At 71.7% G+C, this 26,257-nt stretch carries 27 protein-coding genes and 1 tRNA gene; 10 read left to right on the forward strand and 18 right to left on the reverse strand.

The genetic code is table 11. From position 1 onward, the window contains the following. Positions 1-95: 95 nt before the first annotated feature. A complete protein-coding gene (locus ACYVOO_RS06480) occupies positions 96-1,136 on the reverse strand; it encodes a hypothetical protein (RefSeq protein WP_461014667.1) in 1,041 nt (346 codons plus the stop codon). 237 nt (positions 1,137-1,373) lie between these two features. On the opposite strand from ACYVOO_RS06480, the gene ACYVOO_RS06485 reads away from it, so the two are divergent. Continuing rightward, positions 1,374-2,447, forward strand: a complete 1,074-nt coding sequence (locus ACYVOO_RS06485) for a Gfo/Idh/MocA family oxidoreductase (protein ID WP_461014668.1) — start codon at positions 1,374-1,376, stop codon at positions 2,445-2,447. Positions 2,448-2,534: 87 nt separating this feature from the next. On the opposite strand, the gene ACYVOO_RS06490 is transcribed toward ACYVOO_RS06485, so the two are convergent. From ACYVOO_RS06490 to ACYVOO_RS06510, 5 genes are all read right to left on the reverse strand, one after another. Further along, a complete protein-coding gene (locus ACYVOO_RS06490) occupies positions 2,535-3,392 on the reverse strand; it encodes a fumarylacetoacetate hydrolase family protein (RefSeq protein WP_461014768.1) in 858 nt (285 codons plus the stop codon). A gap of 95 nt (positions 3,393-3,487) precedes the next feature. Then, complete coding sequence (locus tag ACYVOO_RS06495) at positions 3,488-4,318, reverse strand: YidC/Oxa1 family membrane protein insertase (protein WP_461014669.1); 831 nt, start codon at positions 4,316-4,318, stop codon at positions 3,488-3,490. A gap of 201 nt (positions 4,319-4,519) precedes the next feature. Beyond that, entirely contained in the window at positions 4,520-4,831 is a 312-nt protein-coding gene (locus tag ACYVOO_RS06500; RefSeq protein ID WP_453348864.1) for a DUF6412 domain-containing protein, read from the reverse strand. Between the two features lie 82 nt (positions 4,832-4,913). After that, positions 4,914-5,726: a class E sortase gene (locus tag ACYVOO_RS06505; RefSeq protein WP_461014670.1), complete on the reverse strand. Its 813-nt coding sequence runs from the start codon at positions 5,724-5,726 to the stop codon at positions 4,914-4,916. A 75-nt stretch (positions 5,727-5,801) separates the two neighbouring features. Beyond that, positions 5,802-7,415 carry a DUF445 domain-containing protein gene (locus tag ACYVOO_RS06510; protein WP_461014671.1) on the reverse strand — a complete coding sequence of 538 codons (1,614 nt, stop codon included), beginning with the start codon at positions 7,413-7,415 and terminating at the stop codon, positions 5,802-5,804. 220 nt (positions 7,416-7,635) lie between these two features. Here ACYVOO_RS06510 and ACYVOO_RS06515 point away from each other — a divergent pair, with 220 nt between their 5' ends. Then, the gene (locus ACYVOO_RS06515) at positions 7,636-8,946 is read left to right on the forward strand and encodes an SGNH/GDSL hydrolase family protein (protein WP_461014672.1); all 1,311 of its coding nucleotides are present in this window, start codon (positions 7,636-7,638) and stop codon (positions 8,944-8,946) included. A 93-nt stretch (positions 8,947-9,039) separates the two neighbouring features. On the opposite strand, the gene ACYVOO_RS06520 is transcribed toward ACYVOO_RS06515, so the two are convergent. The 3 genes from ACYVOO_RS06520 to ACYVOO_RS06530 all read right to left on the reverse strand — a co-directional run bounded on the left by ACYVOO_RS06520 (position 9,040) and on the right by ACYVOO_RS06530 (position 11,744). Continuing rightward, the gene (locus ACYVOO_RS06520) at positions 9,040-10,005 is read right to left on the reverse strand and encodes an ABC transporter ATP-binding protein (RefSeq protein ID WP_461014673.1); all 966 of its coding nucleotides are present in this window, start codon (positions 10,003-10,005) and stop codon (positions 9,040-9,042) included. A 76-nt stretch (positions 10,006-10,081) separates the two neighbouring features. Beyond that, the gene (locus tag ACYVOO_RS06525) at positions 10,082-10,915 is read right to left on the reverse strand and encodes an ABC transporter permease (RefSeq protein WP_461014769.1); all 834 of its coding nucleotides are present in this window, start codon (positions 10,913-10,915) and stop codon (positions 10,082-10,084) included. A 19-nt stretch (positions 10,916-10,934) separates the two neighbouring features. Beyond that, positions 10,935-11,744: an ABC transporter permease gene (locus ACYVOO_RS06530; RefSeq protein ID WP_461014674.1), complete on the reverse strand. Its 810-nt coding sequence runs from the start codon at positions 11,742-11,744 to the stop codon at positions 10,935-10,937. Positions 11,745-11,995: 251 nt separating this feature from the next. Between ACYVOO_RS06530 and ACYVOO_RS06535 the strand changes: the two genes are divergently transcribed. Next, positions 11,996-14,317, forward strand: a complete 2,322-nt coding sequence (locus ACYVOO_RS06535) for a transglycosylase domain-containing protein (RefSeq protein ID WP_461014675.1) — start codon at positions 11,996-11,998, stop codon at positions 14,315-14,317. Positions 14,318-14,484: 167 nt separating this feature from the next. Here the strand turns inward: ACYVOO_RS06535 and ACYVOO_RS06540 are convergent, their stop codons facing one another. Then, complete coding sequence (locus tag ACYVOO_RS06540) at positions 14,485-14,787, reverse strand: GroES family chaperonin (RefSeq protein WP_453348867.1); 303 nt, start codon at positions 14,785-14,787, stop codon at positions 14,485-14,487. A 107-nt stretch (positions 14,788-14,894) separates the two neighbouring features. Further along, positions 14,895-15,218 carry a DUF3618 domain-containing protein gene (locus ACYVOO_RS06545; protein ID WP_453348868.1) on the reverse strand — a complete coding sequence of 108 codons (324 nt, stop codon included), beginning with the start codon at positions 15,216-15,218 and terminating at the stop codon, positions 14,895-14,897. Between the two features lie 150 nt (positions 15,219-15,368). Here ACYVOO_RS06545 and bcp point away from each other — a divergent pair, with 150 nt between their 5' ends. From bcp to ACYVOO_RS06570, 5 genes are all read left to right on the forward strand, one after another. Continuing rightward, a complete protein-coding gene (gene bcp, locus ACYVOO_RS06550; RefSeq protein WP_453348813.1) occupies positions 15,369-15,842 on the forward strand; it encodes a thioredoxin-dependent thiol peroxidase in 474 nt (157 codons plus the stop codon). An 87-nt stretch (positions 15,843-15,929) separates the two neighbouring features. After that, positions 15,930-17,438: an MFS transporter gene (locus tag ACYVOO_RS06555; protein WP_461014676.1), complete on the forward strand. Its 1,509-nt coding sequence runs from the start codon at positions 15,930-15,932 to the stop codon at positions 17,436-17,438. A gap of 148 nt (positions 17,439-17,586) precedes the next feature. Next, a complete protein-coding gene (locus ACYVOO_RS06560) occupies positions 17,587-18,282 on the forward strand; it encodes an HNH endonuclease signature motif containing protein (RefSeq protein WP_461014677.1) in 696 nt (231 codons plus the stop codon). After that, positions 18,279-18,938, forward strand: a complete 660-nt coding sequence (locus ACYVOO_RS06565; RefSeq protein ID WP_461014678.1) for an HNH endonuclease signature motif containing protein — start codon at positions 18,279-18,281, stop codon at positions 18,936-18,938. Before ACYVOO_RS06560 ends, ACYVOO_RS06565 begins: the two co-directional genes overlap by 4 nt. A 12-nt stretch (positions 18,939-18,950) precedes the next feature. Then, positions 18,951-19,025, forward strand: a tRNA-Leu gene (locus tag ACYVOO_RS06570). Positions 19,026-19,074: 49 nt separating this feature from the next. Here the strand turns inward: ACYVOO_RS06570 and rdgB are convergent. The 4 genes from rdgB to ACYVOO_RS06590 form a co-directional block, all read right to left on the reverse strand. Beyond that, positions 19,075-19,713, reverse strand: coding sequence for an RdgB/HAM1 family non-canonical purine NTP pyrophosphatase (rdgB, locus tag ACYVOO_RS06575; protein WP_461014679.1), 639 nt, complete (start codon positions 19,711-19,713; stop codon positions 19,075-19,077). A 161-nt stretch (positions 19,714-19,874) separates the two neighbouring features. Beyond that, positions 19,875-20,204: a hypothetical protein gene (locus tag ACYVOO_RS06580; RefSeq protein WP_453348869.1), complete on the reverse strand. Its 330-nt coding sequence runs from the start codon at positions 20,202-20,204 to the stop codon at positions 19,875-19,877. A 173-nt stretch (positions 20,205-20,377) separates the two neighbouring features. Further along, positions 20,378-21,103, reverse strand: a complete 726-nt coding sequence (rph, locus tag ACYVOO_RS06585; RefSeq protein WP_461014680.1) for a ribonuclease PH — start codon at positions 21,101-21,103, stop codon at positions 20,378-20,380. Between the two features lie 99 nt (positions 21,104-21,202). After that, a complete protein-coding gene (locus ACYVOO_RS06590) occupies positions 21,203-21,436 on the reverse strand; it encodes a glucose PTS transporter subunit EIIB (RefSeq protein ID WP_461014681.1) in 234 nt (77 codons plus the stop codon). 436 nt (positions 21,437-21,872) lie between these two features. On the opposite strand from ACYVOO_RS06590, the gene ACYVOO_RS06595 reads away from it, so the two are divergent. After that, on the forward strand, positions 21,873-23,132 hold the full coding sequence (locus tag ACYVOO_RS06595) for a PTS transporter subunit EIIC (protein ID WP_461014682.1): 1,260 nt from the start codon (positions 21,873-21,875) through the stop codon (positions 23,130-23,132). 120 nt (positions 23,133-23,252) lie between these two features. Here the strand turns inward: ACYVOO_RS06595 and ACYVOO_RS06600 are convergent, their stop codons facing one another. After that, positions 23,253-24,014: an MBL fold metallo-hydrolase gene (locus ACYVOO_RS06600; RefSeq protein WP_461014683.1), complete on the reverse strand. Its 762-nt coding sequence runs from the start codon at positions 24,012-24,014 to the stop codon at positions 23,253-23,255. A gap of 260 nt (positions 24,015-24,274) precedes the next feature. Between ACYVOO_RS06600 and ACYVOO_RS06605 the strand changes: the two genes are divergently transcribed. Continuing rightward, positions 24,275-24,763, forward strand: coding sequence for a type II toxin-antitoxin system PemK/MazF family toxin (locus ACYVOO_RS06605; RefSeq protein ID WP_461014684.1), 489 nt, complete (start codon positions 24,275-24,277; stop codon positions 24,761-24,763). A gap of 156 nt (positions 24,764-24,919) precedes the next feature. Here ACYVOO_RS06605 and ACYVOO_RS06610 read toward each other — a convergent pair whose 3' ends face one another. Next, the gene (locus tag ACYVOO_RS06610) at positions 24,920-25,870 is read right to left on the reverse strand and encodes a PLP-dependent cysteine synthase family protein (RefSeq protein WP_461014685.1); all 951 of its coding nucleotides are present in this window, start codon (positions 25,868-25,870) and stop codon (positions 24,920-24,922) included. Further along, positions 25,870-26,148, reverse strand: coding sequence for a MoaD/ThiS family protein (locus ACYVOO_RS06615; RefSeq protein WP_461014686.1), 279 nt, complete (start codon positions 26,146-26,148; stop codon positions 25,870-25,872). Before ACYVOO_RS06615 ends, ACYVOO_RS06610 begins: the two co-directional genes overlap by 1 nt. Between the last annotated feature and the right edge of the window lie 109 nt (positions 26,149-26,257).

Here is a 26,257-nt window from a genome sequence, read left to right on the forward strand (position 1 = left end):
CCTGCCAGGACGCCGTGCAGCCGTGGGAAGCGTTCAGAGTTCGCCGGAGCACTGGGGCTCGGCCCAGGGCGATACGGGAGGCGATGCGGGCGAGGTCAGCGCCAGGGGCCGACGGCGGGGCGGCCCTGCTCCCACGGGCCGTCCGGCACGGGCGCCGCGGACGCCTCGGGCGCGGGCAGGCGTACGGGCCGCAGCGCCGGGTTCAGCCGCGTACCGCCCGGCCGGTCCGAGGGCTCGGGCTCGGGCCCGGTGCGGGGTTCCGTGCCGGTGCGGGGTCCGGGGTCGGCGGAGTGGTCGCGGGGCGCGGGGTCGCCGGGGTCGGCGGGGTCGGCGGGGTCGGCGGGGTCGGCGGGGTCGGCGGAGTGGGTGCGCCGGGCGGGGCGGTCGGGGGCGCCCTTGATCGCGAAGAGGACGGGACGGGACGCGCCCGTCACGGCGACCCCGGACGCACCGGAGCCGGAGCGGGGGCGCAGGGCCGTGCCCGCGCTCGCCCGTACGAGGTTGTCGGCCGTCTCCCCGCTGAACCGCAGCAGCGCCCGCACGGTCACCTCGCCGCGCGCCGGAACCACGTACCCGGCGAAGCCGCGCCCCTCCAGCGTTCCGGTGTTCTCCCCGTGCGCGGTGTGCCGGAAGCGCACCGGCTTCCAGGCGCCCGCCGCCCTCTTCGGTGCACCGTCGACGTGCTCGGCGCGGTCGCGGAACCGCATGTGGATCTGGTCGGCGCGCAGTGTCTGCTCCTCGTCGCGGAGCACGACGGCCGGGTCGCTCACCCGGCACGGGCCGCCCGTGGCGTTGCGGAAGGTGAACCGCAGCTCGCGCCAGCCGCCACCGGCCTCGTATGTGCGGGTGAGGCCGTGGAGCCGCGCCGTGAGCGCACGCGGGGACGCGGGCTCGGCGCCGCCCTGCGGGGAGCGGCCGTCCCGCTGCCGCTCCCGCTCCCCGCACTCCGGTGTGCGCGGCGCGGGAACCGCGAGACCTGTGAGGTCGGCGGGATCAGAGGGGCCGGGGACCGTGGCGGCGGCGACGGGCCCTCTCGTCGCGGCTGGAGCGGCCGTCGCGGCCGGAGCCGCCGTGGCCGCTGTGGCCGTCGTGGCGAGGGAGAGACCGACGCTGCCGAGGACGAGAGCTGTGCGCACGCGCATATGGGACGGACCTTTGCTGGGCTGACCGCTCGGGCACCGGCGCCGAGGCGGGCCGGTGTCCAGGAACATGCCACGCGCGACGTGCCCGCCGGAGGAAGTCGGCATTCTCCGCCGCTTTCACCCGGCGAATGCCGCCCATTCGGAGCAACGCCCGTCAAGTCCGCGCCGCACGCGCGGACCGGCGCGTGGACACGTCGGCACCCGTACGGACGACCGTGCGAAAGTGGGGCCATGGACGCTGTCACCCCTCCCCTCCGCGTCGGCCTCATCGGCTACGGCCTGGCCGGTTCCGTCTTCCACGCGCCGCTCATCGCCGCCACCGAAGGGCTGGCCCTGGACACGGTCGTCACCTCGGACCCCGCGCGCCAGGCGCAGGTCAGGGACGAGCACGGCGACGGCGTCCGTACCGTCGCCTCGGCGGGCGAACTCCTCGCCCGCGCCGACGCGCTCGACCTCGTCGTGATCGCCTCCCCGAACCGCACCCACGTGGATCTCGCCCGGCGCGCCCTCGAAGCGGGCCTGCCCGTCGTCGTGGACAAGCCGCTCGCGCCGACGGCCGCCGAGGCCGAGGAGCTGGCGGCGCTGGCCGAGGAGCGCGGGCTGCTGCTGTCCGCCTTCCAGAACCGGCGCTGGGACAACGACTTCCTCACCCTCAGCGCGCTCCTCGACGAGGGCGCGCTCGGCGACACGGTCTGGCGCTTCGAGTCCCGCTTCGAGCGCTGGCGGCCCAAGCCCAAGGGCGGCTGGCGCGAGTCGGGCGACCCGGCCGACGTGGGCGGCCTCCTCTACGACCTGGGCAGCCACCTCGTGGACCAGGCCCTCACCCTCTTCGGGCCCGTCGGCTCGGTCTACGCGGAGTCCGTCGTACGCCGCGCGGGCGCGGAGGCCGACGACGACACGTTCATCGCCCTCACCCACGCGAACGGCGTCCGCTCCCACCTGTGGATGAGCGCCACCGCAGCGCAGCTCGGGCCCCGCTTCCGGGTGCTGGGCAGCGAGGCCGCGTACGTCAAGTACGGGCTCGACCCCCAGGAGGCCGCCCTGCGCGAGGGCGAACGCCCTGGTGGGGACGGGCCGTGGGGCGTGGAGCCCGAGTCGGCGCGGGGCACGCTCGGCGCGCTGGACGAGGCACGCGCCGTGCCGACCCTGCCCGGCGACTACCCGGCCTACTACGCCGCCGTCGCCACCGCCCTGCGCGAGGGCACCGCTCCCCCGGTGACGGCGGCCGAGGCCGCCGAGGCGCTGCGCGTCCTGGAGGCGGCCCGTACGTCGGCGCGCGAGGGCAGGACGGTCTCCCTGGCATAGCGGCCACAGGTCCCAGGGGCCCGGGGCCCGGGGTTCACGCCCCGGGCCCCGGGGCCCGTCGCCCCGGGACCCGTCGCGCCGTCAGCGTCAGCCCTGCTTCAGCTCCTGGCGCTGCCGCCCCAGCCCCTCGATCTCCAGCTCCACCACGTCGCCGGGCCGCAGATACGGCTTGGGCTCGGGCTGCCCCATGGCGACGCCCGCCGGTGTGCCGGTGTTGATGACGTCGCCCGGATAGAGGGTCATGAACTGGCTGACGTAGCGCACCACTTCCGCCACCGGGAAGATCTGCTCGGCCGTGGTGCCGTCCTGCTTCGGTTCCCCGTTGACCCACAGCCGCAGGGTCAGCGCCTGCGGGTCCGGTATCTCGTCGGCGGTGACGAGCCAGGGGCCGAGCGGATTGAACGTCTCGCAGTTCTTGCCCTTGTCCCACTGGCCGCCGCGCTCGATCTGGAACTCCCGCTCCGAGACGTCGTGCGCCACCGCGTACCCGGCGACCGAGGCCAGCGCCTCCTCGTCCGTCTCCAGATAGCGCGCCGTACGGCCGATGACGACGGCCAGCTCGACCTCCCAGTCCGTCTTCCGGCTGCCGCGCGGCACCAGCACCGTGTCGTCGGGGCCGACGACGGTGTCCGGGGCCTTCATGAAGATGATCGGCTCCTCCGGGACGGGGGCCCCGGTCTCCCGCGCGTGGTCGTGATAGTTCAGCCCGATGCACACGACCTTGCCGATACGGGCCACCGGCGCGCCCGTACGCAGCCCCGACGCCTCCAGCACCGGCAAGGTGCCCGCCGAGGCCGCCTCCCGTACGCGCGCGAGCGCGGCGTCGTCGGCCAGCAGCGCACCGTCGACGTCCGGCACCAGGCCGCTCAGATCCCGCAGTGCACCGCTCTCGTCGAGCAGCGCCGGGCGCTCCGCCCCCACCGTTCCGACACGCAGCAGCTTCAAGGTCACACTCCCGAGGTCGAGGACACCGATGGGGACGGCCATCGAGATGGAATGTTCGATCCTCCAAGAGGGGGTTCAGAACCACAAGACCCCGTTCACGTATTGGACCGGGCCCGTCCCTCCTTCACCTTCGACCGCTCCCTCCCCTTCTCCCTCTCCCGCGACCCGTCCGCCACCGTTGCGGGCTGCGGCGGCTTCCCCGCCCCGAGCGCGGCGCGCTCGACCGCCGTCCAGGCCGTGGTGGTGGCCACATAGAGCCCGGCCGCGAGCGGAACGACCGCCGCCGTGACCAAGGTGCCGAAGGCCAGCAGCGGCAGCACCCTGGCCATGGCCGCACCACCGGGAACGCCCGGCGCCGCCGCGCCCGCACCCGTGCCCGCGCCCGCACCGCTCGCCGCGTTCGCGTCGGCCGTCGCCTTCGTGAGGCGGCGCGTGCGCAGATACGTCCACGTCGCCACGGCCGCGATCAGCGCGAACAGGCCCAGATACACCAGCCCCTGCTGCCCGAACACCCCTCCCTCACCGAGCGCGTCGGTCCACCGGCCACCGAGCGGGGCGCCGAGCAGAGTGTGGGAGAGCAGCGCCTCGTCGGTGGTGAACAGGTGGTACATCACGAAGAAGAACGGCAACTGGAGCACCATCGGCAGGCACCCGGCGACCGGGGAAGCGCCCTCCTCCGCGTACATCCGCGACATCTCGCGCCGCAGCCGCTCCGGGTCCTTGCCGTGCTTGCGCTGCACCTCGGCCATGCGGGGCGCCAGCCTGGCCCGTACGCGCTCGCCCCGCACCGCGGCACGCGCCAGCGGATGCAGGGCGAGCCGCACGCACAGCGTGAACGCGACGATCGCGGCGGCCGTGGCAGCGGCGCCGAAGAGCGGGTCGAGCGCCTCGGACAGCGAGGCGACAAGGAATGCGAAGACGGACATGGCTGAGCCCTCCACGGGGTCTCGTCGAACCGGACCGGTCAGGATTCGGTGCGACGAGCCGCGCGGGCCCACCCGGTGGAACCGTCGCCCGTGACCGGACCGGAGACCACCGCGGTGATCAAGGGCAGGGGTCAGCGGTCAGGGGCCAGTGGCCCGATGAGCCAGTGAGCCGACGGTTCTGCGGTGAAGGGAGCCGGGCGCCTACGCGGCCGTCGCTGCGCGACGGCCCGGCGCTCGGGGACGCGGACGCCCCGAGGCGTCCGGATCACGCTGCGGCAGGAAGGCCGTGCGGCGCTCGCGGTCGCGTATCGCCGTGCGTATTCGCCCCGGCGGGACGGGCGGCGCCGCGGCGGCCACCGCCAGCAGCACGGTGTGGCACAGCAGCAGCACGGCCGCCGCCGCTGCCGCGCCCGTCAGCGCGGTGGCCAGGCCGCTCTCGGTGAGGAAGAGGCCGGTGACGGCGAGGAGCAGCGCGACGAGAGACAGGCGCCACGCTTGCGCGGTCCGATAGATCACGCCGTCCCCCTTCCACTCGTCCCACTCGTTCTCAACTCCGCGTTCATCAGACTAACGTTCGCCACCGACAACCGGTTCCCTACCGCGGCTCCACGCTCTTCAGCCGCCCCCACACCACGAGCCGGTAGGTGGAGGTGTACTCGGGGGTGCAGGTGGTCAGCGTGAGGTAGTAGCCGGGGCCGTCCATCCGCTGTTGCTTGTGGACGCTGCTGTAGGGGACGGGCCTGAGCACCGTCCCGTCGCCGGGCGTCGTACGCGGGACCGTGCGCTCCACCGCGTACACGTAGCGGGCCTTCGACGTCTCGATCTCGACCGTGTCCCCGGCCCGCAGCCGGTTGATGTAGCGGAACGGCTCGCCGTGCGTGTTGCGGTGCCCGGCCAGCGCGAAGTTGCCCGCTTCGCCGGGGTCGTCGGTGTGCGGATAGTGGCCGACGTAGCCCTTGTTGAGCACGCCCGCCTTGCTGATGCCCTCGGCCACGGGCGCGGTGACCCCGATCTCCGGGATCCGCAGCACGGCGTACGCCTGGTCCCAGCGGGGCCGCTCCGCGCGTCCGCCGCCCCCGGCCTGCCCCGCCCCCGCGGAACCGGAGCCGCCTTCTCCGGCACCGTCCGCGTCGCCCGCACCGTCCCCGTCGCTGGACCCCGCGCCGTCATCAGCGTCCCCGTAGTCCTCGGTTCCGGGCCGGTCCCACTGCCGTTCCAGGGACTCCACCTGGCTTCGCGCGTCGGCCCGTGCCTGCCGGTTCGTCCACCACAACTGGTGCGCCACCAGCAGCAGGACCACCAGCCCGAAGGTCACGGCCGCCTCGGCCGCACCCCACAGCGCCCGCGCGGCCCACTCGCCCCGGCCGCCGCGGTGTCCGCGCCCCTGCGTCACCACCCGCGCTCGCATCGCGCGCACGATAAGCCCTGCGCCGCGCACTTACCAGGCCCCGCCCCCCTTCCAGCGAACCCGCACCCCTCGCGCCTACACCCCGAAGAACCGCGCCACCGTGTAGATCGCGAGTCCGGCCAGGGAGCCGACGACCGTGCCGTTGATGCGGATGAACTGGAGGTCCCTGCCGATGTGGGCCTCGATCTTCTTCGACGTGTGCTCCGCGTCCCAGCCCGCGACGGTCTCGGTGATGAGGGAGGTGATCTCGTCCCGGTACGTGGTGACGACGTACACCGCGGCGCCCTCGACCCAGCCGTCGACCTTCCCCTGGAGCCGCCCGTCGGCCGCCATCCGCGCGCCGAGCGACAGCAGCGCCGCGCGCGCCCGCACCCGCAGCTCGCTGCGCTCGTCCTCGGCCGCGGCGACGATCATCGTGCGCACCGCGTTCCAGGCCGAGGCGATCAGGTCCTGCACCTCGCCGCGCCCCAGCACCTCCCGCTTGAGCCGTTCGACGCGCTCGCGGGTCTCCTGGCCGGTCTGGAGGTCGTGCGCGAAGTCGGAGAGGAAGCGGTCCACCGCGCCGCGCGCCGGGTGGTCGGGCATGTCCCGCATCTCGGTGACGAAGCGCAGCAGCTCGCGGTAGACGCGCTCGCCCACCTTCCGGTCCACGAAGCGCGGCGTCCAGCCGGGGGCGCCGCCCGTCACCGCGTCCATGACCGAGTCGCTGTGCACCTCCAGCCACTCGGCGGCGCGTACGCACACCAGGTCCACGATCCGGCGGTGCCCGCCGTCGGCCACCACCTTCTCCAGCATCGTGCCGAGTCCGGGCGCGATCTCCTGCGCGTCGGCCCTGCGCGTGATGGCCTCTCCCACGACGGCCTGGACGTCGGAGTCCCGCAGCACGGCCAGCGCCCCGCGCAGCGCCGTGGCCAGCTCCGCCGTCACGCGCTCTGCGTGGTCGGGCTCGGCGAGCCAGGCGCCCAGCCTGCTGCCGATGCCGACGGCGCTCAGCCGTGAGCGCACGACCTCGCCGGACAGGAAGTTCTCGCCGACGAAGTCGCCCAGGCTCCGGCCGAGCTGGTCCTTCTTCGTCGGGATGATCGCGGTGTGCGGGATCGGCAGGCCCATGGGATGCCGGAACAGCGCTGTCACCGCGAACCAGTCGGCGAGCGCGCCCACCATCCCGGCCTCGGCCGCCGCCGCGACGTAGCCGGTCCAGCTTCCCGCGCCCGCGCTCTGCGCCCACTTGGCCAGGACGAAGACGGTCGCCATGAGGGCGAGGGCGCCCGTCGCGATGGTCTTCATGCGGCGTACGCCGCGCTGCCGCTCCTCGTCCGCCGCGGTGAACACGCCCATCGCGCCGGGCGAGCCCGTGCGCCGCCGCTGCCGCTGCCGCCCGCCGTTGCGGCCACCCGACGGCCCCTGCCCGTCCACAGCACCGGTACCGGCACCGGCACCGGCGCCGGAACCGGCATCCGCACCCGCCCCCGCTGCGGCTCCCGCACCGGACACGCCCGTGTCCGCGCGTTCAGCCGTACGGCCGGAGGCGGCTCCGGCGACCCGCTCCTGGTCGACGGGTTCCGGCACACCCCCGCGCTCCCCGCGCTCCCCCTCGTCGCCCCCTCCGCGCTCGACGGCGCCGCTTGTGATTGCCCTCACGTGGGCATCATTCCGAGCGGCGTGATCGCCCTGATTTGTCCGTTCCATCCCGCTCCATCGTTCGCCCTGTCCCCCCTACAGTGTCCCAAGCTGCCCGATGGAGGGAACGAAGGACGGATTCCTGGCGTCTGTCAGTCCGGGTGACGTCGCTGTCCCCCTGACCCACGAGCCCGGCCGGCCCCGGGGGCCCTTTCGGCGATCGTGGGATCATGACACCGCCGACAACTCGGAGCCTCGGGCTCCGCCTGCCCGAGGAGACACACCGCGCATGACCAGGAACATGGGTTATGCCCTGCTCGCCGGACTCGCGGCGATCGTTGTCCTCGTCTCGACCGCCATCTTCATCGGCGTCGGGAGCGACGACAACGGCCTGGACGACTCATCCCCGCATGCGCGCAACTCCGCGGCTCCCGCCTCGGCGGGCTCCTGGGTCGGCACCTGGGCCGCGGCGGCCGTGGCCGCCGAGCCCCACACGAAGGACGGCTACGCGGACATGTCGATACGGAACGTGGTCCACACGTCCGTCGGCGGCACCGGCGCGCGCATCAAGCTCTCCAACCTCTACGGCACCCGCCCGCTGACCATCTCGCACGCCACGCTCGCCCTGGCCGCCGCGCCCAGCAACCCGACGGCGGCGACGGGCACCATGCGCAGCCTCACCTTCGGCAACAACGCCTCGGTGACCATCCCCGCGGGCGGCACGGCGACGAGCGACTCGGTCAGGCTGAACGTGCCGCACGCGGCCGACCTGCTGGTCACCACGTACTCACCGGACGCCTCGGGCCCTGTGACGTACCACCCGTACGCACGGCAGACCAGCTACGTCGCCAACGGTGACCAGGCCGACGAGACCGCGGGCACCGCCTTCACCCAGCAGAGCCCCTACTGGCGCTATCTGACCGGCGTGGACGTGTGGACGGCCGAGACGCGCGGCGCGGTCGCCGTGCTGGGCGACTCCATCACCGACGGCATCACCTCCAGCCCCGGCGCCAACCGGCGCTGGACCGACTTCCTGGCCGAGCGCCTGCGTACCGAGCGTGGCGCGCCGGACTACAGCGTGCTGAACGGCGGCATCAGCGGCAACCGCGTCCTCGTCGACGGCAGCCGCTACTCGCCCAACAACGGCCCCAGCGGACTCACCCGCATGGAGCGCGACGTCCTCTCCCACACGGGCGTGAAGGCCGTCGTCATAGAGATGGGCCTCAACGACATCCTCAAGCCCCCGCGCCAGCGCGACCCCGAGAAGATCGTGGACGGGCTGAAGCAGCTCGTCGCGCAGGCGCACGACCGGGGGCTGCGGGTCGTCGGCGGCACCTTGACGCCCTTCGGCGGCCACCGCGGCTACCGCCCGCACCTGGACGCCGTACGGCAGCAGGTCAACGAGCGGATCCGCGCCGGCGACGTCTTCGACGCGGTCGTCGACTTCGACGCCGCGCTGCGCGACCCCGCACACCCCGAGCGGCTCCGCCCGGCCTACGACTCCGGCGACCACCTGCACCCGAGCGACAACGGCTACCGCGCGATGGCCGAGGCCCTCGACCTCAAGCAGCTCAAGGGCTCGACGCCCGCGAAGCTCTGACGCCCGAAGACGCCGAAGGCGCCGCCGGAGCCGTCGAGGCCGCCGGGACCGAAGGCGCCGCCGGGGCCCGCGACGCGACCGACCCCGCGCGGTTCACCGCCCCGAGTACATCCGGGCGATGACGTCCTCGATGTCCGGCTCGCGCACCGACAGGTCCACCAGGGGATAGTCGGCGGCGAGCCGCGAGACGATCGGCGCCGCGCTCGCCGCCGCCGGGAAGGCGAGCCACTGGCGCGGCCCCTCCGTCCGTACGGTCCGCGCGCCCTCGATTCCCTCGATCGGGGGCAGTTCTCGCGCCAGGTCCACCACCAGCGTCCGCTCGCTCTCCCCCACCTCGTGCAGCCCGTTCAGCGCCCCGTCGTACATCAGCCGCCCGTGGTCGATGACCATCACCCGGCGGCAGAGCTGCTCGATGTCGCTGAGGTCGTGCGTCGTCAGCAGGACCGTCGTGGCGCGCTCGGCGTTCAGGTCGCGCAGGAAGCCGCGCACGGTCGCCTTGCTGACGACGTCGAGGCCGATCGTCGGCTCGTCGAGGTAGAGCACCTCGGGGTCGTGCAGCAGCGCCGCCGTGATGTCGCCGCGCATCCGCTGCCCGAGCGAGAGCTGCCGCACCGGCACCTCCAGGAGGTCGCCGAGGTCCAGCAGCTCGACGCACCGTTCGAGGTTGGCCCGGTACCGCGCCTCGGGGATGCGGTACATGCGCCGCACCAGCCCGTAGGAGTCGCGCAGCGGCAGGTCCCACCACAGCGTCGTGCGCTGCCCGAAGACCACCCCGATGCGCCGGGCCAGCCGGGTCCGCTCCCTCGAAGGGTCGATTCCGGCGACGCGCAGGCGTCCGCCGCTCGGCGTGAGGATGCCGGTGAGCATCTTGATGGTGGTCGACTTCCCGGCGCCGTTGGGGCCGATGTAGCCGACCATCTCCCCGCGCGCGACGGTGAAGGAGATGCCGTCGACGGCCCGTACCTCCTTGCGGGTACGCCGCCCGAACACGCCCCCGCGCCGGACCTGGAAGACCTTCTCAAGACCCTCCAGCACGATGATGTCCTCACGCCCGCCCATGTCCGCCTCTCTCTCGCCTGTACGTCTCACGGCGCCCCGTCGCCCCACCCCGTCGCCCCGCCCCGGGGCACCCGCCCTAGCTGCCCGTACTGCGGTACGCGCGCAGCCCGCCCCGCCACGCCAGCCCGGCCAGCGCGCAGCACAGCGCCGCCACCAGGGGCGAGGCGAAGTCCACCCAGCCGGGGAGGCCGAGGGGGTCGTCGCGGCCCAGCACGCGCAGTGCGGGCAGCCAGTTCACGAAGGCGAGCGGCACCACGAACGTCACCCCGCGCACCAGGTCCTTGGCGAAGACGCTGGGCGGGTACTGGAGCAGCGTGGTGCCGCCGTACGTGAAGGAGTTCTGCACCTCGGCCGCGTCCTGCGCCCAGAACTGGAACGCGCCGCCCAGCACGAACAGCGCCCCGAACAGGGCAGCGCCGCTCAGCAGCATCACGGGAACCAGCAGCACCGAGACGAGCGTCCATTCGATGTCGGCCTGTGTCAGCGACCACCCCAGCACCAGTGCGCCCTGGGTGACGCGGCCCAGCCGTCGCAGTGCGAAGCGGTCGGCGGCGACCTGCGCCAGCACCGGCACGGGGCGCACCAGCATCGTGTCCAGGGTGCCGTCCCGTACCCTGCCGCCGACCCGGTCGAAGGAGCCGAGCAGCAGGTCGGCGAGGCCGAAGGCCGTACTGGATGTGCCGTAGAGGAAGGCGACCTCGGGCAGCGAGAAGCCGCCGAGGGCGTCCACATGGGAGAACATGATCATGATGGCGAGGAAGTCGAGCGCCGTGAGTACGAAGTTTCCCGCCGCCATCATCACGAAGGACGTCCGGTAGGCCATGGTCGAGCGCACCCACATCGCGACGATGAAGGCGTACGCGCGCAGCCCGTACCACGTCCGCGCGAGCATCCCCTCCCGCGCGCCCATGGGGGCCGTCGGTGCGGGCTCAGCCACCCTGGACCACCACCTTCCGTGTGGCGAGGGACTGCGTCAGCCGCCCGGCCGCCAGCAGTACGACCGCCCACCCGGCCTGGAAGGCCAGCGCGCCCAGCGCCCCGGTGCCCCGGTGCTCCTCCAGCAGCACATCGGCGGGCACCTGGAGCGTCGCCGCCCAGGGCAGCCAGCGGGCCACCTCGCCGAAGGCGCCGGGGAAGACCGTCAGCGGCAGCACCATCCCGGAGAAGAACGCGCTGAGCAGCATGCTCAGGATGTTCACGCCCGCGCCGTCCAGCAGCCAGAAGGAGGCGAGCGCGAAGAGGTAGCGGATCGCGAAGCCCGTGAGGAAGCCGAGCCCGGTCGAGAGCAGGAACAGCAGCCAGGTCAAGGGCGACGTGGGCAGGGCCAGTTCGAAGAGCAGCGCCCCGGCCACCATGGGCAGCACGCCCCGCCCCACCAGGTGGAAGGCAGCCCGCCCCAGATCCGCGGCGAGCCACCAGAGCTGGAGGTCGACGGGTCGGTAGAGGTCGACGGCCACGTCACCCGTTCGGATACGCTCTTGCAGCTCCTCCTGGAATCCGCCTCCGAGGAGGGCCACGGCGGCGAGCAGCGCCTGCCCCGTCCAGACGAAGGTGAGGGCCTGTGCCTGGTCGTAGCCGCCCAGATGGGGGCGCTCGGTCCACAGGGCGATGAACGTGTAGGCGAGGATGAGGCCGAAGACGGTGTTGGTGAAGACGCCTGCCGCCGTCGCCACCCGGTATGTGGCGTAACGCCGGAAACCACCCGCCGCCACAGCGAAATAGAGACGGAACAGGCGCATCCTTTTGAGCCCCTCCCCCGTCTTTCAAGTAGCACTTCCGTACGAGACCGAGCGAGGGAGCCTAGCCCACTGTTCGAGTGGGCACCCAAGGATTATTCACCGGATGGGGTGACGGCGGATGGCCGGTCGACCCCGGCGCCGTGCCGTCCCTGGTGTGGCTCGCCCCCGGTGACCGGCACGGATGGTGCGACAGTGTTCTATGGGGCGTACGACGGGAATCGCCCGATATTGGACGAGGAGTCCCTGTAGAGATGAGTGACGAGCCGAAGAACGGGGCCGAGGGCTGGGAACCGAAGCCCCTCGCCGACGAGGGTGACAAGCGGAGAACGGGACTGCGGCGTCTGATCCCCACCTGGCGCATGGTGCTGGGCGGGCTGCTGCTGATCGTTCTCGTCATCTCCGGCGGACTCGTCGCGGGCTACCTGCTCGTGAGCATCCCGGCACCCAACTCGGCGGCGGCCACCCAGGCCAACGTCTTCCTCTACGCGGACGGCTCCACGCTGGCCCGCCAGGGCGAGGTCAACAGGGAGAACGTCAACCTCTCCCAGATCCCCAAGCCCGCGCAGCACGCCGTCCTGGCGGCCGAGGACCGCGACTTCTACCACGAGTCGGCCGTCGACCCCAAGGCCATGCTCCGCGCGGGCTGGAACATGCTCACCGGAGGCTCCAGGCAGTCAGGGTCCACCATCACCCAGCAGTACGTGAAGAACTACTACCTCGACCAGGAACAGACGGTCACCCGCAAGGCCAAAGAGTTCTTCATCGCACTGAAGCTGGACCGCGAGGTCAGCAAGGACGAGGTCCTGCGCGGCTATCTCAACACCAGCTACTTCGGCCGCAACGCCTACGGCATCCAGGCAGCCGCCGAGGCGTACTACGGCAAGCAGGCCGTCGACCTCACCACCGCCGAGGGCGCCTACCTCGCGGCCCTGGTCAACTCGCCCAACGCGTACGACACCCAGGCACACCCCGAGAACCGCGACCGCGCCGTGGCCCGCTGGCACTACGTGCTGGACGGCATGGTCAAGGAAGGGTGGCTGAGCAAGGCCAAGCGCGACAAGATGAAGTTCCCCGAGCCCGACCGCGCCAAGCCCGCCGTCGGCCTCTCCGGCCAGCGCGGCTATCTCGTCGAGGCCGTCAAGAACTACCTGATCGACAACGACATCGTCGACGAGCAGCGCCTCGCCAGGGGCGGCTTCCGCATCACCACGACGCTGGAGCCCAAGAAGCAGAAGGCGATGACGTCCGCCGTCAAGAAGCGGCTGATGGAGAAGCTCGACAAGAAGGACCGCAGGGTGGACAAGTACGTCCGCGCGGGCGGAGCCTCCGTCGACCCGAAGACCGGCAAGGTCGTGGCCATGTACGGCGGCATCGACTACACGAAGCAGTACGTCAACAACGCCACCCGCCGCGACTACCAGGTCGGCTCCACCTTCAAGCCCTTCCTGTTCACCTCGGCCATCCAGAACAAGTCCACCACCCAGGACGGCCGCCGCATCACCGCCGCCACCACGTACGACGGCACCAACAAGCGCGAGGTCGTCAGCGACGGCAACGGCACCGGCTACGCGCCCGAGAACGAGGACCACAAGTCCTACGGACAGGTCCCCGTCTCCGAGGCCATGGACAAGTCGGTGAACGCGGTCTTCGCGCAGATGGGCGTCGACGTCGGCCCCAAGAAGGTCAAGGACACCGCCATCGACCTCGGCCTCCCCGAGGCGACCCCGAACATGCCAGAGGACGGCTCCATCGCCCTCGGCGTGGCCACCGCCTCCACCCTCGACATGGCCGAGGCGTACGCGTCCCTGGCCAACCACGGCAAGCACGGGCACTACACGCTCGTCCAGAAAGCCACCCGAGGCGGCGAGGTCATCAAGCTGCCCGACCACGACCCGAAGCAGAAGGTGACGCGCGCCGCGGCCGACTCCACCACCTCGGTGCTCCAGAGCGTCGTCAAGGGCGGCACGGGCATGGCGGCGCAGTCCGCCGGACGCCCCGCAGCGGGCAAGACGGGCACGGCCGAGGAGGACAAGGCCGCCTGGTTCGCGGGCTACACCCCCGAACTGGCCACCGTCATCAGCGTGATGGGCCAGGACTCCGAGAGCGGCGTGCAGAAGCCGCTGTACGGGGCCGCAGGGCTCGACCGTGTCAACGGCGGCGGCTTCCCCGCGGAGATCTGGGGCTCCTACACCAAGGCGGCACTGAAGGGTAAGCCCGTCAAGAACTTCGACCTGAAGACGAACGGCGGAGGCGACCTCCCCTCCACCCAGCGGCCCACCACGAACCCGCCCACCACCCAGGCCCCGCCGAGCAACACGCCCACCACCCAGCCGCCGCCCACCAGCGAGGAGCCCGAGGACCCGCCGTCCACCCCGGAGACGCCCGACCCGCCGACCGACATCCCCACCAGTCCGGGCATCCCCCCGACGGGCGGCATGGAGGGCGGCAACACGCAGGGCAACGTCAACGGAGGAAGCGAGTCCGGAGGCACCGGCACCCCGGGCGGCGGCTGGGACGGCGGCGCGGCCGAGGGCGGACCCTACGGCGCCGCCTACCACCGCAACGAGTGGTGACCGCGCTGACGGGCCGGGCACGCGGGGACGCCGGCCGGGCTGACCGGCACTGACGCAGTACGGGTGTGACAGGGGACCTCGGCCCCCCGCCACACCCGTACACGTGCACCGCCGTCACATACGACGGCTGCGAAAAGCCGCAGAAAGCCGCGGACGGCTACGGACGGCTACAGGTACAGCCCCGTCGAGTCCTCCGAACCCTGGAGCCGTTCGGCCGCCACAGCGTGCAGATCACGCTCGCGCATCAGCACGTACGCCACACCCCGCACCTCGACCTCGGCCCGGTCCTCCGGGTCGTAGAGCACCCGGTCACCGGGCTCCACCGTCCGCACGTTCTGCCCCACAGCGACCACCTCGGCCCACGCCAGACGGCGGCCCACAGCGGCCGTCGCGGGAATGACGATGCCGCCCGACGAGCGGCGCTCGCCCTCCTCGATGTCCGTACGCACGAGCACGCGGTCGTGCAGCATGCGGATCGGCAGCTTGTCGTGGTGCTCCGGAGCGGCACTCGCACCTGAGCGCGCTGACCGGGCGGACGACCTGGATGACGTATCGGAACTCACGGCTAGACCGTATCTCAGCCCCGGCGGCGCCTCGACGAGAGCGCGAACAAGCCGCCGACCACGGCGACCGTCACCAGCGCCACGGGCACCACACGCTCCAGACGCGGCGCCCCGTCCTCACCGACGAACTGCGCCCGCACATCCGAGACGGCACGGTTCGCCACCACATAGGCACGGCCCGCGGAGCGGTCCAGCGCCGCCGCGGCCTTCGCCTTGGCGTCCCCGACGATCGTCTTCGGGTGCACGCGCACGGCGATCTCGTCCAGCGCGGCAGCGAGGTCCTGCCGCCTGCGGACAATGTCCGCCTCGATGTCCGCGGGGGTCCTGGCTTCCGGCACCGCGCTGCCTCCGTCGCTGTCGCTCGTACGTCGAATCACACTGGTTACCGGACAGTCTGTCAGCTCGCACGGGCCCGCGCCCCACGGCACCCCCAATCGGCGGCCCCCGGCTACCCTCGGGACCTGAACACCGACCCCCGAGGAGCGCACATGAGCGAGCGACTTCAGCCCGGCGACACCGCCCCCGACTTCTCCCTGCCCGACGCCGACGGCAAACAGGTCTCCCTCGCCGACCACAGGGGCCGCAAGGTCATCGTCTACTTCTACCCGGCCGCCCTCACCCCCGGCTGCACCAAGCAGGCGTGCGACTTCACCGACAACCTCCAGCTGCTCGCCGGCGCGGGCTACGACGTCATCGGCGTCTCCCCCGACAAGCCCGAGAAGCTCGCCAAGTTCCGCGAGAAGGAAGACCTCAAGGTAACGCTGGTCGGCGACCCCTCCAAGGAGACGATGGAGGCGTACGGCGCCTTCGGCGAGAAGAAGCTGTACGGCAAGACCGTTACCGGCGTCATCCGCTCCACCGTCATCCTCGACGAGGAGGGAAAGGTCGAGCGGGCCCTCTACAACGTCAAGGCCACCGGACACGTCGCGAAACTCATCAAAGACCTTAAGCTCGAAGGCTGATACCCAGTTCCCGGCGTTTCAGCGCTCAAACCTCACGAGGCGTAATTCACGGAGTCAAAGGGCTCGGTGTGCGGTACAGATGTGTCCATGCACACCGAGGCCCCGGAACCCGATCCGGCCGCCGTAAAGCGGCACCACGTCCTCTACAGGGCAATGAAACGCCGCTTGCAGCCGAAGATCCGCCGCAGCGACATCACCGTCACCGACGAGCACACCGTCCGTCGGGCAACCAAAGCGGCCGCCCTCGGTAACGCTATGGAGTGGTTCGATTTCGGAATCTACTCCTATCTCGCCGTCACCATCGGCAAGGTCTTCTTCCCCGGCGGTGGCGGCACACAACTCCTGGCCTCATTCACCGCCTTCGCCGCGTCCTTCCTGGTACGGCCACTCGGCGGCATGTTCTTCGGCCCGCTCGGCGACCGCATCGGCCGCAAGAAGATCCTCGCCCTCACCATGATGCTGATGGCGGCCGGCACCTTCTGCATCGGCCTCATCCCCTCCTACTCCGCCATCGGCCTCGCCTCGCCCGTACTGCTGCTCGTGTGCCGCCTCGTACAGGGCTTCTCCACAGGCGGCGAATACGGCGGCGCCGCCACCTTCATCGCCGAGTACGCGCCCGACAAGAAACGCGGCTTCTTCGGCAGCTTCCTCGAACTGGGCACCCTCGCCGGATATACAGGCGCCGCCGCACTCGTGCTCCTGCTCAACACCACACTGGGAACCAGCACCATGGAGGACTGGGGCTGGCGCATTCCCTTCCTCGTCGGCGGACCCATCGGCCTCGTCGGCCTCTACCTCCGAATGAAACTCGACGAGACCCCCGCCTTCCAGAAGAAGGCAGCCGAGCACGCACACGGCACTTCGGACACAGCCGACGAGAAATCCGAACCCCGACTTTCGGAGAACGTCCCCCAAAAGGAACTCAAAACCCTCTTCGCGCAGCAGTGGCGCACCCTGCTCGTCTGCATCGGACTCGTCGCGGCGTACAACGTCACCGACTACATGCTGCTCTCCTACATGCCCGCCTATCTGACGAGCCAGTTGGGCTACAAGGACTCGATGGAACTGGTCGCCGCCATCATCGCCATGGTCGCGATGATGCTCGTGATCCAGCGGGTCGGCCACCTCAACGACCGCTTCGGCCGCAAACCCGTCCTCATGACGGGCATGGTCGGCTTCCTCGTCCTCACCGTCCCCGCCTTCGCGCTCTTCCAGCAGGGCAGCTTCGTCGCCGTGCTCATCGGCCTGCTGATGCTCGGCGCGCCCCTGGTCTGCCTGCTCGGCACCATGTCCGCGACCCTGCCCGCGCTCTTCCCCACCGACGTGCGCTACGGCGGCCTCTCCATCGGCTACAACATCGCCACCTCCATCTTCGGCGGCACGGCGCCCGGCGTCATGACGTTCCTCGTCAACAAGACCGGCGACCCGCTCGCCCCCGCCTACTACGCCTCGGGCGCCGCGCTGCTCGGCATCATCACGGTGGCCTGCCTCAAGGAGACCGCACGCCAGCCCCTGGAGGGCTCGCCGCCCTCCGTCTCCACCAAGGAGGAGGCCGAGGCGATGGCCCGCGCCCAGGGCCAGTCCCCCAGCTTCTAGCCCTGCGGCCCCGTCGGTCCCGGCGGCCCCGACGGGCGTAACCCGGGAGGGGCGCGCTCGTTTACGTGTACGAGAGAGGCACGTACGCACGATTCGGGGCCGACGGCGCCGGCGGGGCCGGTGGCGTCGACGGGGGGGGCGGGCAGGCATGGGCACGAGGTACACACGGGAACGGCTGGCCGAGGCGGTCGCGGCGTCCCGCACGCTCACGGAGGCGCTGGAGCGGCTGGGGGTGGAACCCACGGCGGGACGCCGCAGCTATGTCCGCGGACTGCTGAGCGACTGGGGCATCGACACCTCGCACTTCGAGCACCCGGGCGTCCGGCACACAGAGGCCCGGCTGCGCGAGGCCGTCCGGTCCTCGTCGAGCGTGGCGGAGACCGTACGACGGCTGGGTATCGCCCCGGTCGGCGGCAACCAGGCCCACATCGCACGGCGTATCGCCGCACTGGGCCTGGACACCTCACACTTCACGGCCACCGCACCACGGCGCCGCAGGAGCGAGGGCGGTCCGGGCGGGCGGCTTACGCTGGGCACGCCCCAGGCGGGGAGGGTCTCCGGCGAGCGGCTGCGCCGGGCGCTGCTCCGTGAGGGAGTGGCCGAGGTGTGCGAACTGTGCGGCACGGGCCCGCGGTGGAACGGCAGACCGCTGCGGCTGGAGGTCGATCACCGCAACGGCGACTGGTGGGACAACAGACGGCGGAACCTGCGCCTGCTCTGCCCCAACTGCCATGCCGCGACCGACACCTTCCGCGGCCGAAAGCGCCGGGGCGGCCCCGGCGGCACCGACGCTCACGGGCGCGGCGCGCGTGAGGGGCACGGAGCGGGGAGGGCCGCCGGATGAGTACGCCGGGCCCCGGCTACACCCGCGAACGCCTCGCCGCCACCGCGGCGGTGTCCGTGAGCCTGGCGGACATGCTGCGACGGCTCGGCACGCCCCCTCGGAGCGGGGCGCGGGACTATCTGCGCAGACGGCTCATCCACCATGGCATCGACACCAGTCACTTCGCCAGGGACCCGCACGCCCGGAGGCCGGACATCGATGAGACGGAGTTGAGAAGGGCGGTGGAGAAATCCGTCAGTGTCGCGGGGGTACTTCGCGCGCTCGGCCTGCCCGACTCGGGAGCCATGCGCCGCCGGATCGGACTCGGCCTGACGCGGTACGCCATTCCGACGGCGCACTTCACCGGGCAAGGGCATCGCCATGGCCGCTCCGCCGCCAACCGCGTACCGGCCGCACGGATCCTGCGCCGCCTGCCGCCCGGCTCCCCTCGCACCCGGCGGCCCCAGTTGCACAGGGCGCTCCAGGGAACGGGTGCCCCCTATGTGTGCGCAGAATGCGGCACCGGCGAAGAATGGCACGGCAGGCGCCTCGTCCTGGAGATCGACCACGTCAACGGGGACCGGCTCGACAACCGCGCCCGCAACCTGCGGTATCTCTGCCCGTCCTGCCACAGCCAGACGGGGACTTTCGCGAACCGTGCTGGAGGCACCCAGTAAGGTATGCGCCGTGGGCCCGTACCCCAGCTGGCAAGAGGGTGCCGGTTTAGGTCCGGTATGTCGTGGGTTCGAGTCCCACCGGGCCTACTGTGGAAGGGCGCGGTACCTGATCAGGTACCGCGCCCTTCCACATGGGTCACCCCAAAAGCCTCCGCACCAGCGGCACCAGCGCCCGGAACGCCTTGCCGCGGTGGCTGATCGCGTTCTTCTCGGCCGCCGTCATCTCGGAGCAGGTGCGGGTCTCGCCGTCCGGCTGGAGGATCGGGTCGTAGCCGAAGCCGCCGTCGCCCGCGGGGGCGTGCCGGAGGGTGCCGCGGAGCTGGCCTTCGACGACGCGTTCGGTGCCGTCGGGGAGGGCGAGGGCCGCCGCGCAGGCGAAGTGCGCTGCACGGTGGGCGGCGTCGATGTCGGAGAGCTGGGCGAGGAGCAGGTCCAGGTTGGCCTGGTCGTCGCCGTGCCTGCCCGCCCAGCGCGCGGAGAAGATCCCGGGGGCGCCGCCCAGGACGTCGACGCAGAGGCCCGAGTCGTCGGCGACGGCGGGCAGGCCGGTGGCGCGGGCGAGGGCGTGGGCCTTCAGCAGGGCGTTCTCGGCGAAGGTGACGCCGGTTTCCTTGACGTCGGGGACTTCGGGGTAGGCGTCGGCGCCGACCAGTTCGAGGGCGAGGCCCGCGTCGGTGAGGATCGCCTGGAGTTCGGTGACCTTGTGGGCGTTGCGGGTCGCGAGGACGAGGCGGCGCTCGGGGGTCGTGGCCTGGGCGGGGGTGGGGCTGCTCATGGACCCGATTATCCAGGGAGCCCGGGTCTGGCCGGGCCCCCTCCCAGGGCGCGGCGGGGCGCGCCCCGCCGCGTCGGCCCCTGCCCGGTGGCGCCGAGCCGTCACCGCGGGCCCGTCAGCCCGGGGCCCGTCGCCCCGGACGGCCCTCCAGCTCGGGGCCGTCAGCCCGAGGTGCAGACCTTGGTCAGTTCGTCCGCCGCGTCGCCGACCGGCTTCACGTCCGGGGTGCGGCCCTCGTCGACGGCCTTGTCAGCGTCCTTGACGGCCGTCTGGAGGTCGTCCACGGCCTTGTTGACGTCCGCGTCCCCGGTGCTGTCACCGATCTTGTCGAGGTTCTTGTCTATGCGGTCCAGGGACTCCTGGGCCTGCTCCGGGTTCTCTCCCGCGTCCGAGACGGCCTGCTGGAGGTCGTTGGCCGCCTCGGCGACGGTGGCGGCCGTCTGGGCGCAGTCCAGGGCCTTCTCCACGGCCCCGCATCCCGTCAGCGCCATGGTGGCGAGGGCGGCGGTGCTGACGGCGGTGGCGGTGAGCGCGAGGTGACGGCGCACTACGGGTCCTCTCCCCTGTGGTTGGACGGACCGTACGGCATGACCCGTACGGCCCGTACCCGTAGAGACGCGTAAAGCACGGGCAAAGTTTCCCGGCGCGGGCTCTTTCTTCCGGGTCAGCTCGCGAGGGACTGCCGCTGGGCGCCGTCGAGCTGGGCGCAGCCCTTGACCGCGAGGTCGAGGAGGCCGTCGAGTTCGGCGCGGTCGAAGGGCTGGCCCTCGGCGGTGCCCTGGACCTCGACGAAGCGGCCGTCACCGGTGCAGACGACGTTCATGTCGGTCTCGGCGCGGACGTCCTCCTCGTAGCAGAGGTCGAGGAGCGGTTCGCCGCCGACGATGCCGACGCTGACGGCGGAGACGGTGCCGGTCAGCGGCTGGGCCTTGGCCTTGATGAGCTTCTTCTCCTGGGCCCAGGAGACGGCGTCGGCGAGGGCGACGTAGGCGCCGGTGATGGCGGCGGTGCGGGTGCCGCCGTCGGCCTGGAGGACGTCGCAGTCGAGGACGACGGTGTTCTCGCCGAGGGCCTTGAAGTCGATGACGGCGCGGAGGGAGCGGCCGATGAGGCGGGAGATCTCGTGGGTGCGTCCGCCGATCTTGCCGCGGACGGATTCGCGGTCGCCTCGGGTGTTGGTGGCGCGGGGCAGCATCGCGTACTCGCCGGTGACCCAGCCCTCGCCGGTGCCCTTGCGCCAGCGCGGGACGCCCTCGGTGACGCTGGCGTTGCACAGGACCCGGGTGTCGCCGAAGGAGACGAGGACGGAGCCCTCGGCGTGCTTGCTCCAGCCGCGTTCGATGGTGATGGGGCGCAACTGGTCGGCCGTGCGGCCGTCGATACGTGACATGGGGGCGAGCCTAGCCCGTAGAGCGGTAAGGCCCGTTCCGGGGAACGGGCCTTCGCCGGGTGGGCCCGGCCGCCGGGTGAGGGCGCGGCCCTCACGTGCTCACAGCATGTCTTCGATCTCGCCCGCGATCGGGTCGGCGTCGGTGCCGATGACGACCTGGATGGCGGTGCCCATCTTGACGACGCCGTGCGCGCCCGCGGCCTTGAGGGCCGCCTCGTCGACGAGGGCGGAGTCCTCGACCTCGGTGCGCAGGCGGGTGATGCAGCCCTCGATCTCCACGATGTTGTCGAGTCCGCCGAGTCCGGCGACGATCTTCTCAGCCTTGCTGGCCATGTCTCTCTCCTGATGTCTCGGCCACGTCGAACCTGTGGACCGGCGCTCTCGGCGCGTCGGCCGTTCGACTCGTGGTCACGCGCCGGATCATCGACCGGCACCATGGTGCGGTCCGCCTGGCGTCCGCCTGTCGGCGGTGTTGCGTTGGTGCGAACTGCGGAATTAGAGGTCTACACCAGTATGACAGGCTACTCGGGGTCCCTGGGCGCGGGCTTTCCGCGCCTCGCCGGGCGTGGCGCGGGAGAACGTGTGAGGAACGCGAGAGGTTTGTGGAACAGAAGATTCCTTCAGGGCCCGACCTCATGCTAAGAATGGTCTAAACCACTGGGAACCGGTGTCGTGGCCCGCGGGCCATTCGGGGACGTTGCCGTTGTTACCCGCGCGCACCGTGCGATCCCTGTCTTCGGCGAGTGCTCGCCCCCCATGGAGGAAGTAGATGTCCACGGCTACAGCGCCTGAGAAGCGCCGGGGCGCCGGTGCGATGGCCACCGCACAGCGCATCGGCCGCAGCCTCATGCTCCCGATCGCCACCCTGCCCGCCGCCGCGCTGATGGTGCGGCTCGGTCAGGACGACATGCTCGGCCGCGAGAACTTCCCGGCGTTCCTGAACCGGATCGCCGAGTTCCTGGCCGCGGGCGGCAGCGCGCTGCTCGACAACATGCCGCTGCTGTTCGCCGTCGGTATCGCCGTCGGCTTCGCGAAGAAGTCGGACGGTTCGACGGGTCTGGCGGCCGTCGTCGGCTACCTGGTCTTCAAGAACGTGCTGGAGGTCTTCACCGACGGCAGCATGCCCAAGATCGAGGAGGTCCAGGACGGGAAGATCGTCCAGGTCGCTCCCCCGGTCGACGCGGGCGTACTCGGCGGCGTGGTCATCGGCATCGTGGTGGCCCTGCTCTACCAGCGCTACCACCGCAAGAAGCTGCCCGACTGGCTCGGCTTCTTCGGCGGGCGCCGTCTCGTCCCGATCCTCTCCGCCTTCGCCGGCCTGATCATCGGTGTCGTCTTCGGCTACATCTGGCCCGTCCTGGGCACGGGTCTGCACAACTTCGGTGAGTGGCTGGTCGGTTCCGGTTCGGTCGGGGCCGGTATCTACGGTGTCGCCAACCGCGCGCTCATCCCCGTCGGCATGCACCACCTGCTGAACTCCTTCCCCTGGTTCCAGGCGGGCTCCTACGACGGCAAGCACGGCGACATCGCGCGCTTCCTGGCCGGGGACCCGACGGCGGGCCAGTTCATGACGGGCTTCTTCCCGATCATGATGTTCGCCCTGCCCGCCGCGTGCCTCGCGATCTACCACTGCGCGCGCCCCGAGCGCCGCAAGGTCGTCGGCGGCATGATGCTCTCCCTCGCGCTCACCGCGTTCGTCACCGGTGTGACCGAGCCGATCGAGTTCACCTTCATGTTCCTGGCCCCGGCGCTGTACGCGGTGCACGCCGTGCTGACGGGTGTCTCCATGGCCCTGACCTGGGCGCTGGGGATGAAGGACGGCTTCGGCTTCTCGGCGGGCGCGATCGACTTCGTGCTGAACCTGGGCATCGCGACGAAGCCGTGGCTGCTGGTGCTGGTGGGCCTGTGCTTCGCGGTGGTCTACTACTTCGTCTTCCGCTTCGCGATCACCAAGTTCAACATCCCCACCCCGGGCCGAGAGTCCGAGGAGGAGGCCGAGACCCAGGAGAAGGAGCAGTTCAAGTCCTGACCCCTGGGAGGGCGGGGCGCGTGCCCCGACCCCTGTGCATGACGGAGCGCCCCGGACACCTGGTGTCCGGGGCGCTCCATCGTCTACGGGGAGGGCCGAAGGCGGCCAGCGCGGCGGCGGCTACACCGTGTAGACCGCGCCGGGCCGCGCCAGCTCCACGGGCCCGTCGAAGGACGCCTTCGCGTCCCGCAGGTTGAGCTGCGCGTCCGTCCACGGCGGCACGTGGGTGAGCACCAGCCGGCCCGCGCCCGCGCCCTTCGCGCACTCGCCCGCCTCCCAGCCGTTGAGGTGCAGCTCCGGGATGTCCTCCTTGCCCTGTGTGAAGGACGCCTCGCACAGGAACAGGTCGGCGCCGCGCGCCACTTCGCCCAGCACCCCGCACGGCCCCGTGTCGCCCGAGTAGACGAGCGTTCTGCCGCTCTCCCTGTGCTCGAGACGGAACGCGTACGCCTCCACGGGGTGGGCGACCTTCTCCGTGCGGACCGAGAAGGGGCCGAGTTCGAAGCTCATGCCGGAGCCCAGGGTGCGGAAGTCGAAGACCTCGCTCATCGCCGTCTCGGAGGGGGTGTCCCCGTAGGCCGTCGTCAGCCGCTCCTCGGTGCCCTTCGGGCCGTAGACCGGTATCGCGGGGCACCGGCCGCCCTCGTGGCGGTAGTAGCGCGCGACGAAGTACGCGCACATGTCGATGCAGTGGTCCGAGTGGAGATGGCTGAGCGCGATGGCGTCGAGGTCGTAGAGACCGCAGTGACGTTGCAGCTCGCCCAGGGCGCCGTTGCCCATGTCGAGCAGCAACCGGTAGCCGTCGGCCTCGACGAGGTAGCTCGAACAGGCCGAGTCCGCGGACGGGAACGACCCGGAGCAGCCGACGACGGTGAGCTTCATGGAGCGGGAACCTCCGTTGGCGGCCGGTGGGGGTCCCCATGCCGAGGGCGAGGGGAGGGGGATTTCCGAGCGTAAGCCGCTCGGCTGCCGCTGACTCCTCCGGAGGGCTGTGGTGTGGGCGGAATCACCAGGGCGGGGTACCGTCGTCACTCCGTAGATCTTGGCCGCGGCGCCCGGGCCGAACGGGCGTACGGGACCGCCGCGTACGGCTGTACGACGCCGTGCGGACGTACGGTCCGGCGGGACGAGGGAGGCACGGCATGCACACCGCGTGGTGGCTCGCCCTGGGGGCCGTGGTGGCGCTCGCCCTGGTAGCGGCCTTCGTCGACGGCCGGGGCAGGCTCGGCCCGCGGCGTTCGCGGCGTTCGGCCGTTCGTGGCGAGGGGCCCGGCGCGGCGCCCGCTTCCCGCGCGGGCCCGCGCCCGCTCGCGCCCGACGAGGGTCCGCGTCCGGGTGAGATCTGGCGGGCCCGGGTGCCGTGGGGCGAAGGCCCTGGGAGCGACCGGCCGTGCCTGGTGCTGACGGTGCGGACGGAGGGCGCCCGCGTGGCGCGGATCACGACGCGCCGCCGCTACGGTGACCTGCCGGGGGCGCTGCCCCTGCCGCCGGGTTCCGTGGGCGACGCGCGGGGCAGGCCCAGCTATCTGCGCACCGACGCGCTGCGCGAGGTTCCGCTGCGCGCCTTCCAGCGCCGGGTGGGCGAGGTGGATCCGCTGCTGTGGGACCGGGTGCGGCACCTCGCGGAGTGACCGGGGTGGCCCGGAGTGCCCAGGGTGACCGGCCGCGTCACCTCACGGCCCCGCGCCCGGGACCCCGTGGCAGGGCGCTGCTTCACCCGTGACCCCGTGGCCCGTCACCCGTCCGGCCCAGCCCCCTCGGGAGCGCTCAGGCCCCCTCGGAGCCGCTCAGGCCCAGAGCTGGCCCTGGAGCGCCTCGACCGCTGCCTCGGTGGACTCGGCGGTGTAGATGCCCGTCGAGAGGTACTTCCAGCCGCCGTCCGCGACGATGAAAACGATGTCCGCGCTCTCCCCCGCCTTCCGCGCCTTGCGCCCCACGCCGATGGCCGCGTGCAGCGCGGCGCCCGTGGAGACCCCGGCGAAGATGCCCTCCTGGGCGAGGAGTTCGCGGGTACGGGTGACGGCGTCGGCGGAGCCGACCGAGAAGCGGGTCGTCAGCACCGACTCGTCGTACAGCTCGGGGATGAAGCCCTCGTCGAGGTTGCGCAGCCCGTAGACGAGGTCGTCGTAGCGCGGTTCGGCGGCGACGATCTGGATGCCGGGGCGCTGCTCGCGCAGATAGCGGCCCGCGCCCATGAGGGTGCCCGTGGTGCCGAGGCCCGCCACGAAGTGGGTGACGGAGGGGAGGTCCGCGAGGATCTCGGGGCCTGTGGTGGCGTAGTGGGCGCCGGCGTTGTCGGGGTTGCCGTACTGGTAGAGCATCACCCAGTCGGGGTGCTCGGCCGCCTTCTCCTTGGCGACGCGCACGGCCGTGTTGGAGCCGCCCGCCGCCGGGGAGGAGATGATCTCGGCGCCCCACATGGCGAGGAGCTGGCGCCGCTCCTCGCTGGTGTTCTCCGGCATGACGCACACGATGCGGTAGCCCTTGAGCTTGGCCGCCATGGCGAGCGAGATGCCGGTGTTCCCCGAGGTGGGCTCCAGGATGGTGCAGCCCGGGGTGAGCCGTCCGTCCTTCTCGGCCTGCTCGATCATGTGCAGGGCCGGGCGGTCCTTGACCGAGCCCGTCGGGTTGCGGTCCTCCAGCTTCGCCCAGATGCGGACGTCCTCGGAGGGGGACAGGCGGGGGAGCCTGACCAGGGGGGTGTTGCCGACGGCGGCCAGCGGTGAGTCGTAGCGCATCAGCGCGCGCCGCCCGCGACGGCCGGGAGGATGGTGACGCTGTCGCCGTCGCCGAGCTTGGTGGAGATGCCCTCCAGGAAGCGGACGTCCTCGTCGTTGAGGTAGACGTTCACGAAGCGGCGCAGCTCGCCGCCGTCGACGAGGCGGTCCTGGATGCCCGCGTGCCGGCTCTCAAGGTCCTGGAACAGCTCACCGATGGTGGTGCCCTCACCGGTGACGGTCTTCTCGCCGTCGGTGTAGGTGCGGAGGATGGTCGGGATGCGGACCTCGATGGCCATGGGTGTGCTCCTGTGGGAGTGGGAGTGGTGCGTGGTTCCTGCTTACCTGCGTGCGCACGGCCCGTGTACCCAGGTGCGCGCGTACGTACGGCGGCGCCCGGCGGGTGGG

The sequence above is a fragment of the Streptomyces daliensis genome, assembly GCF_054782395.1.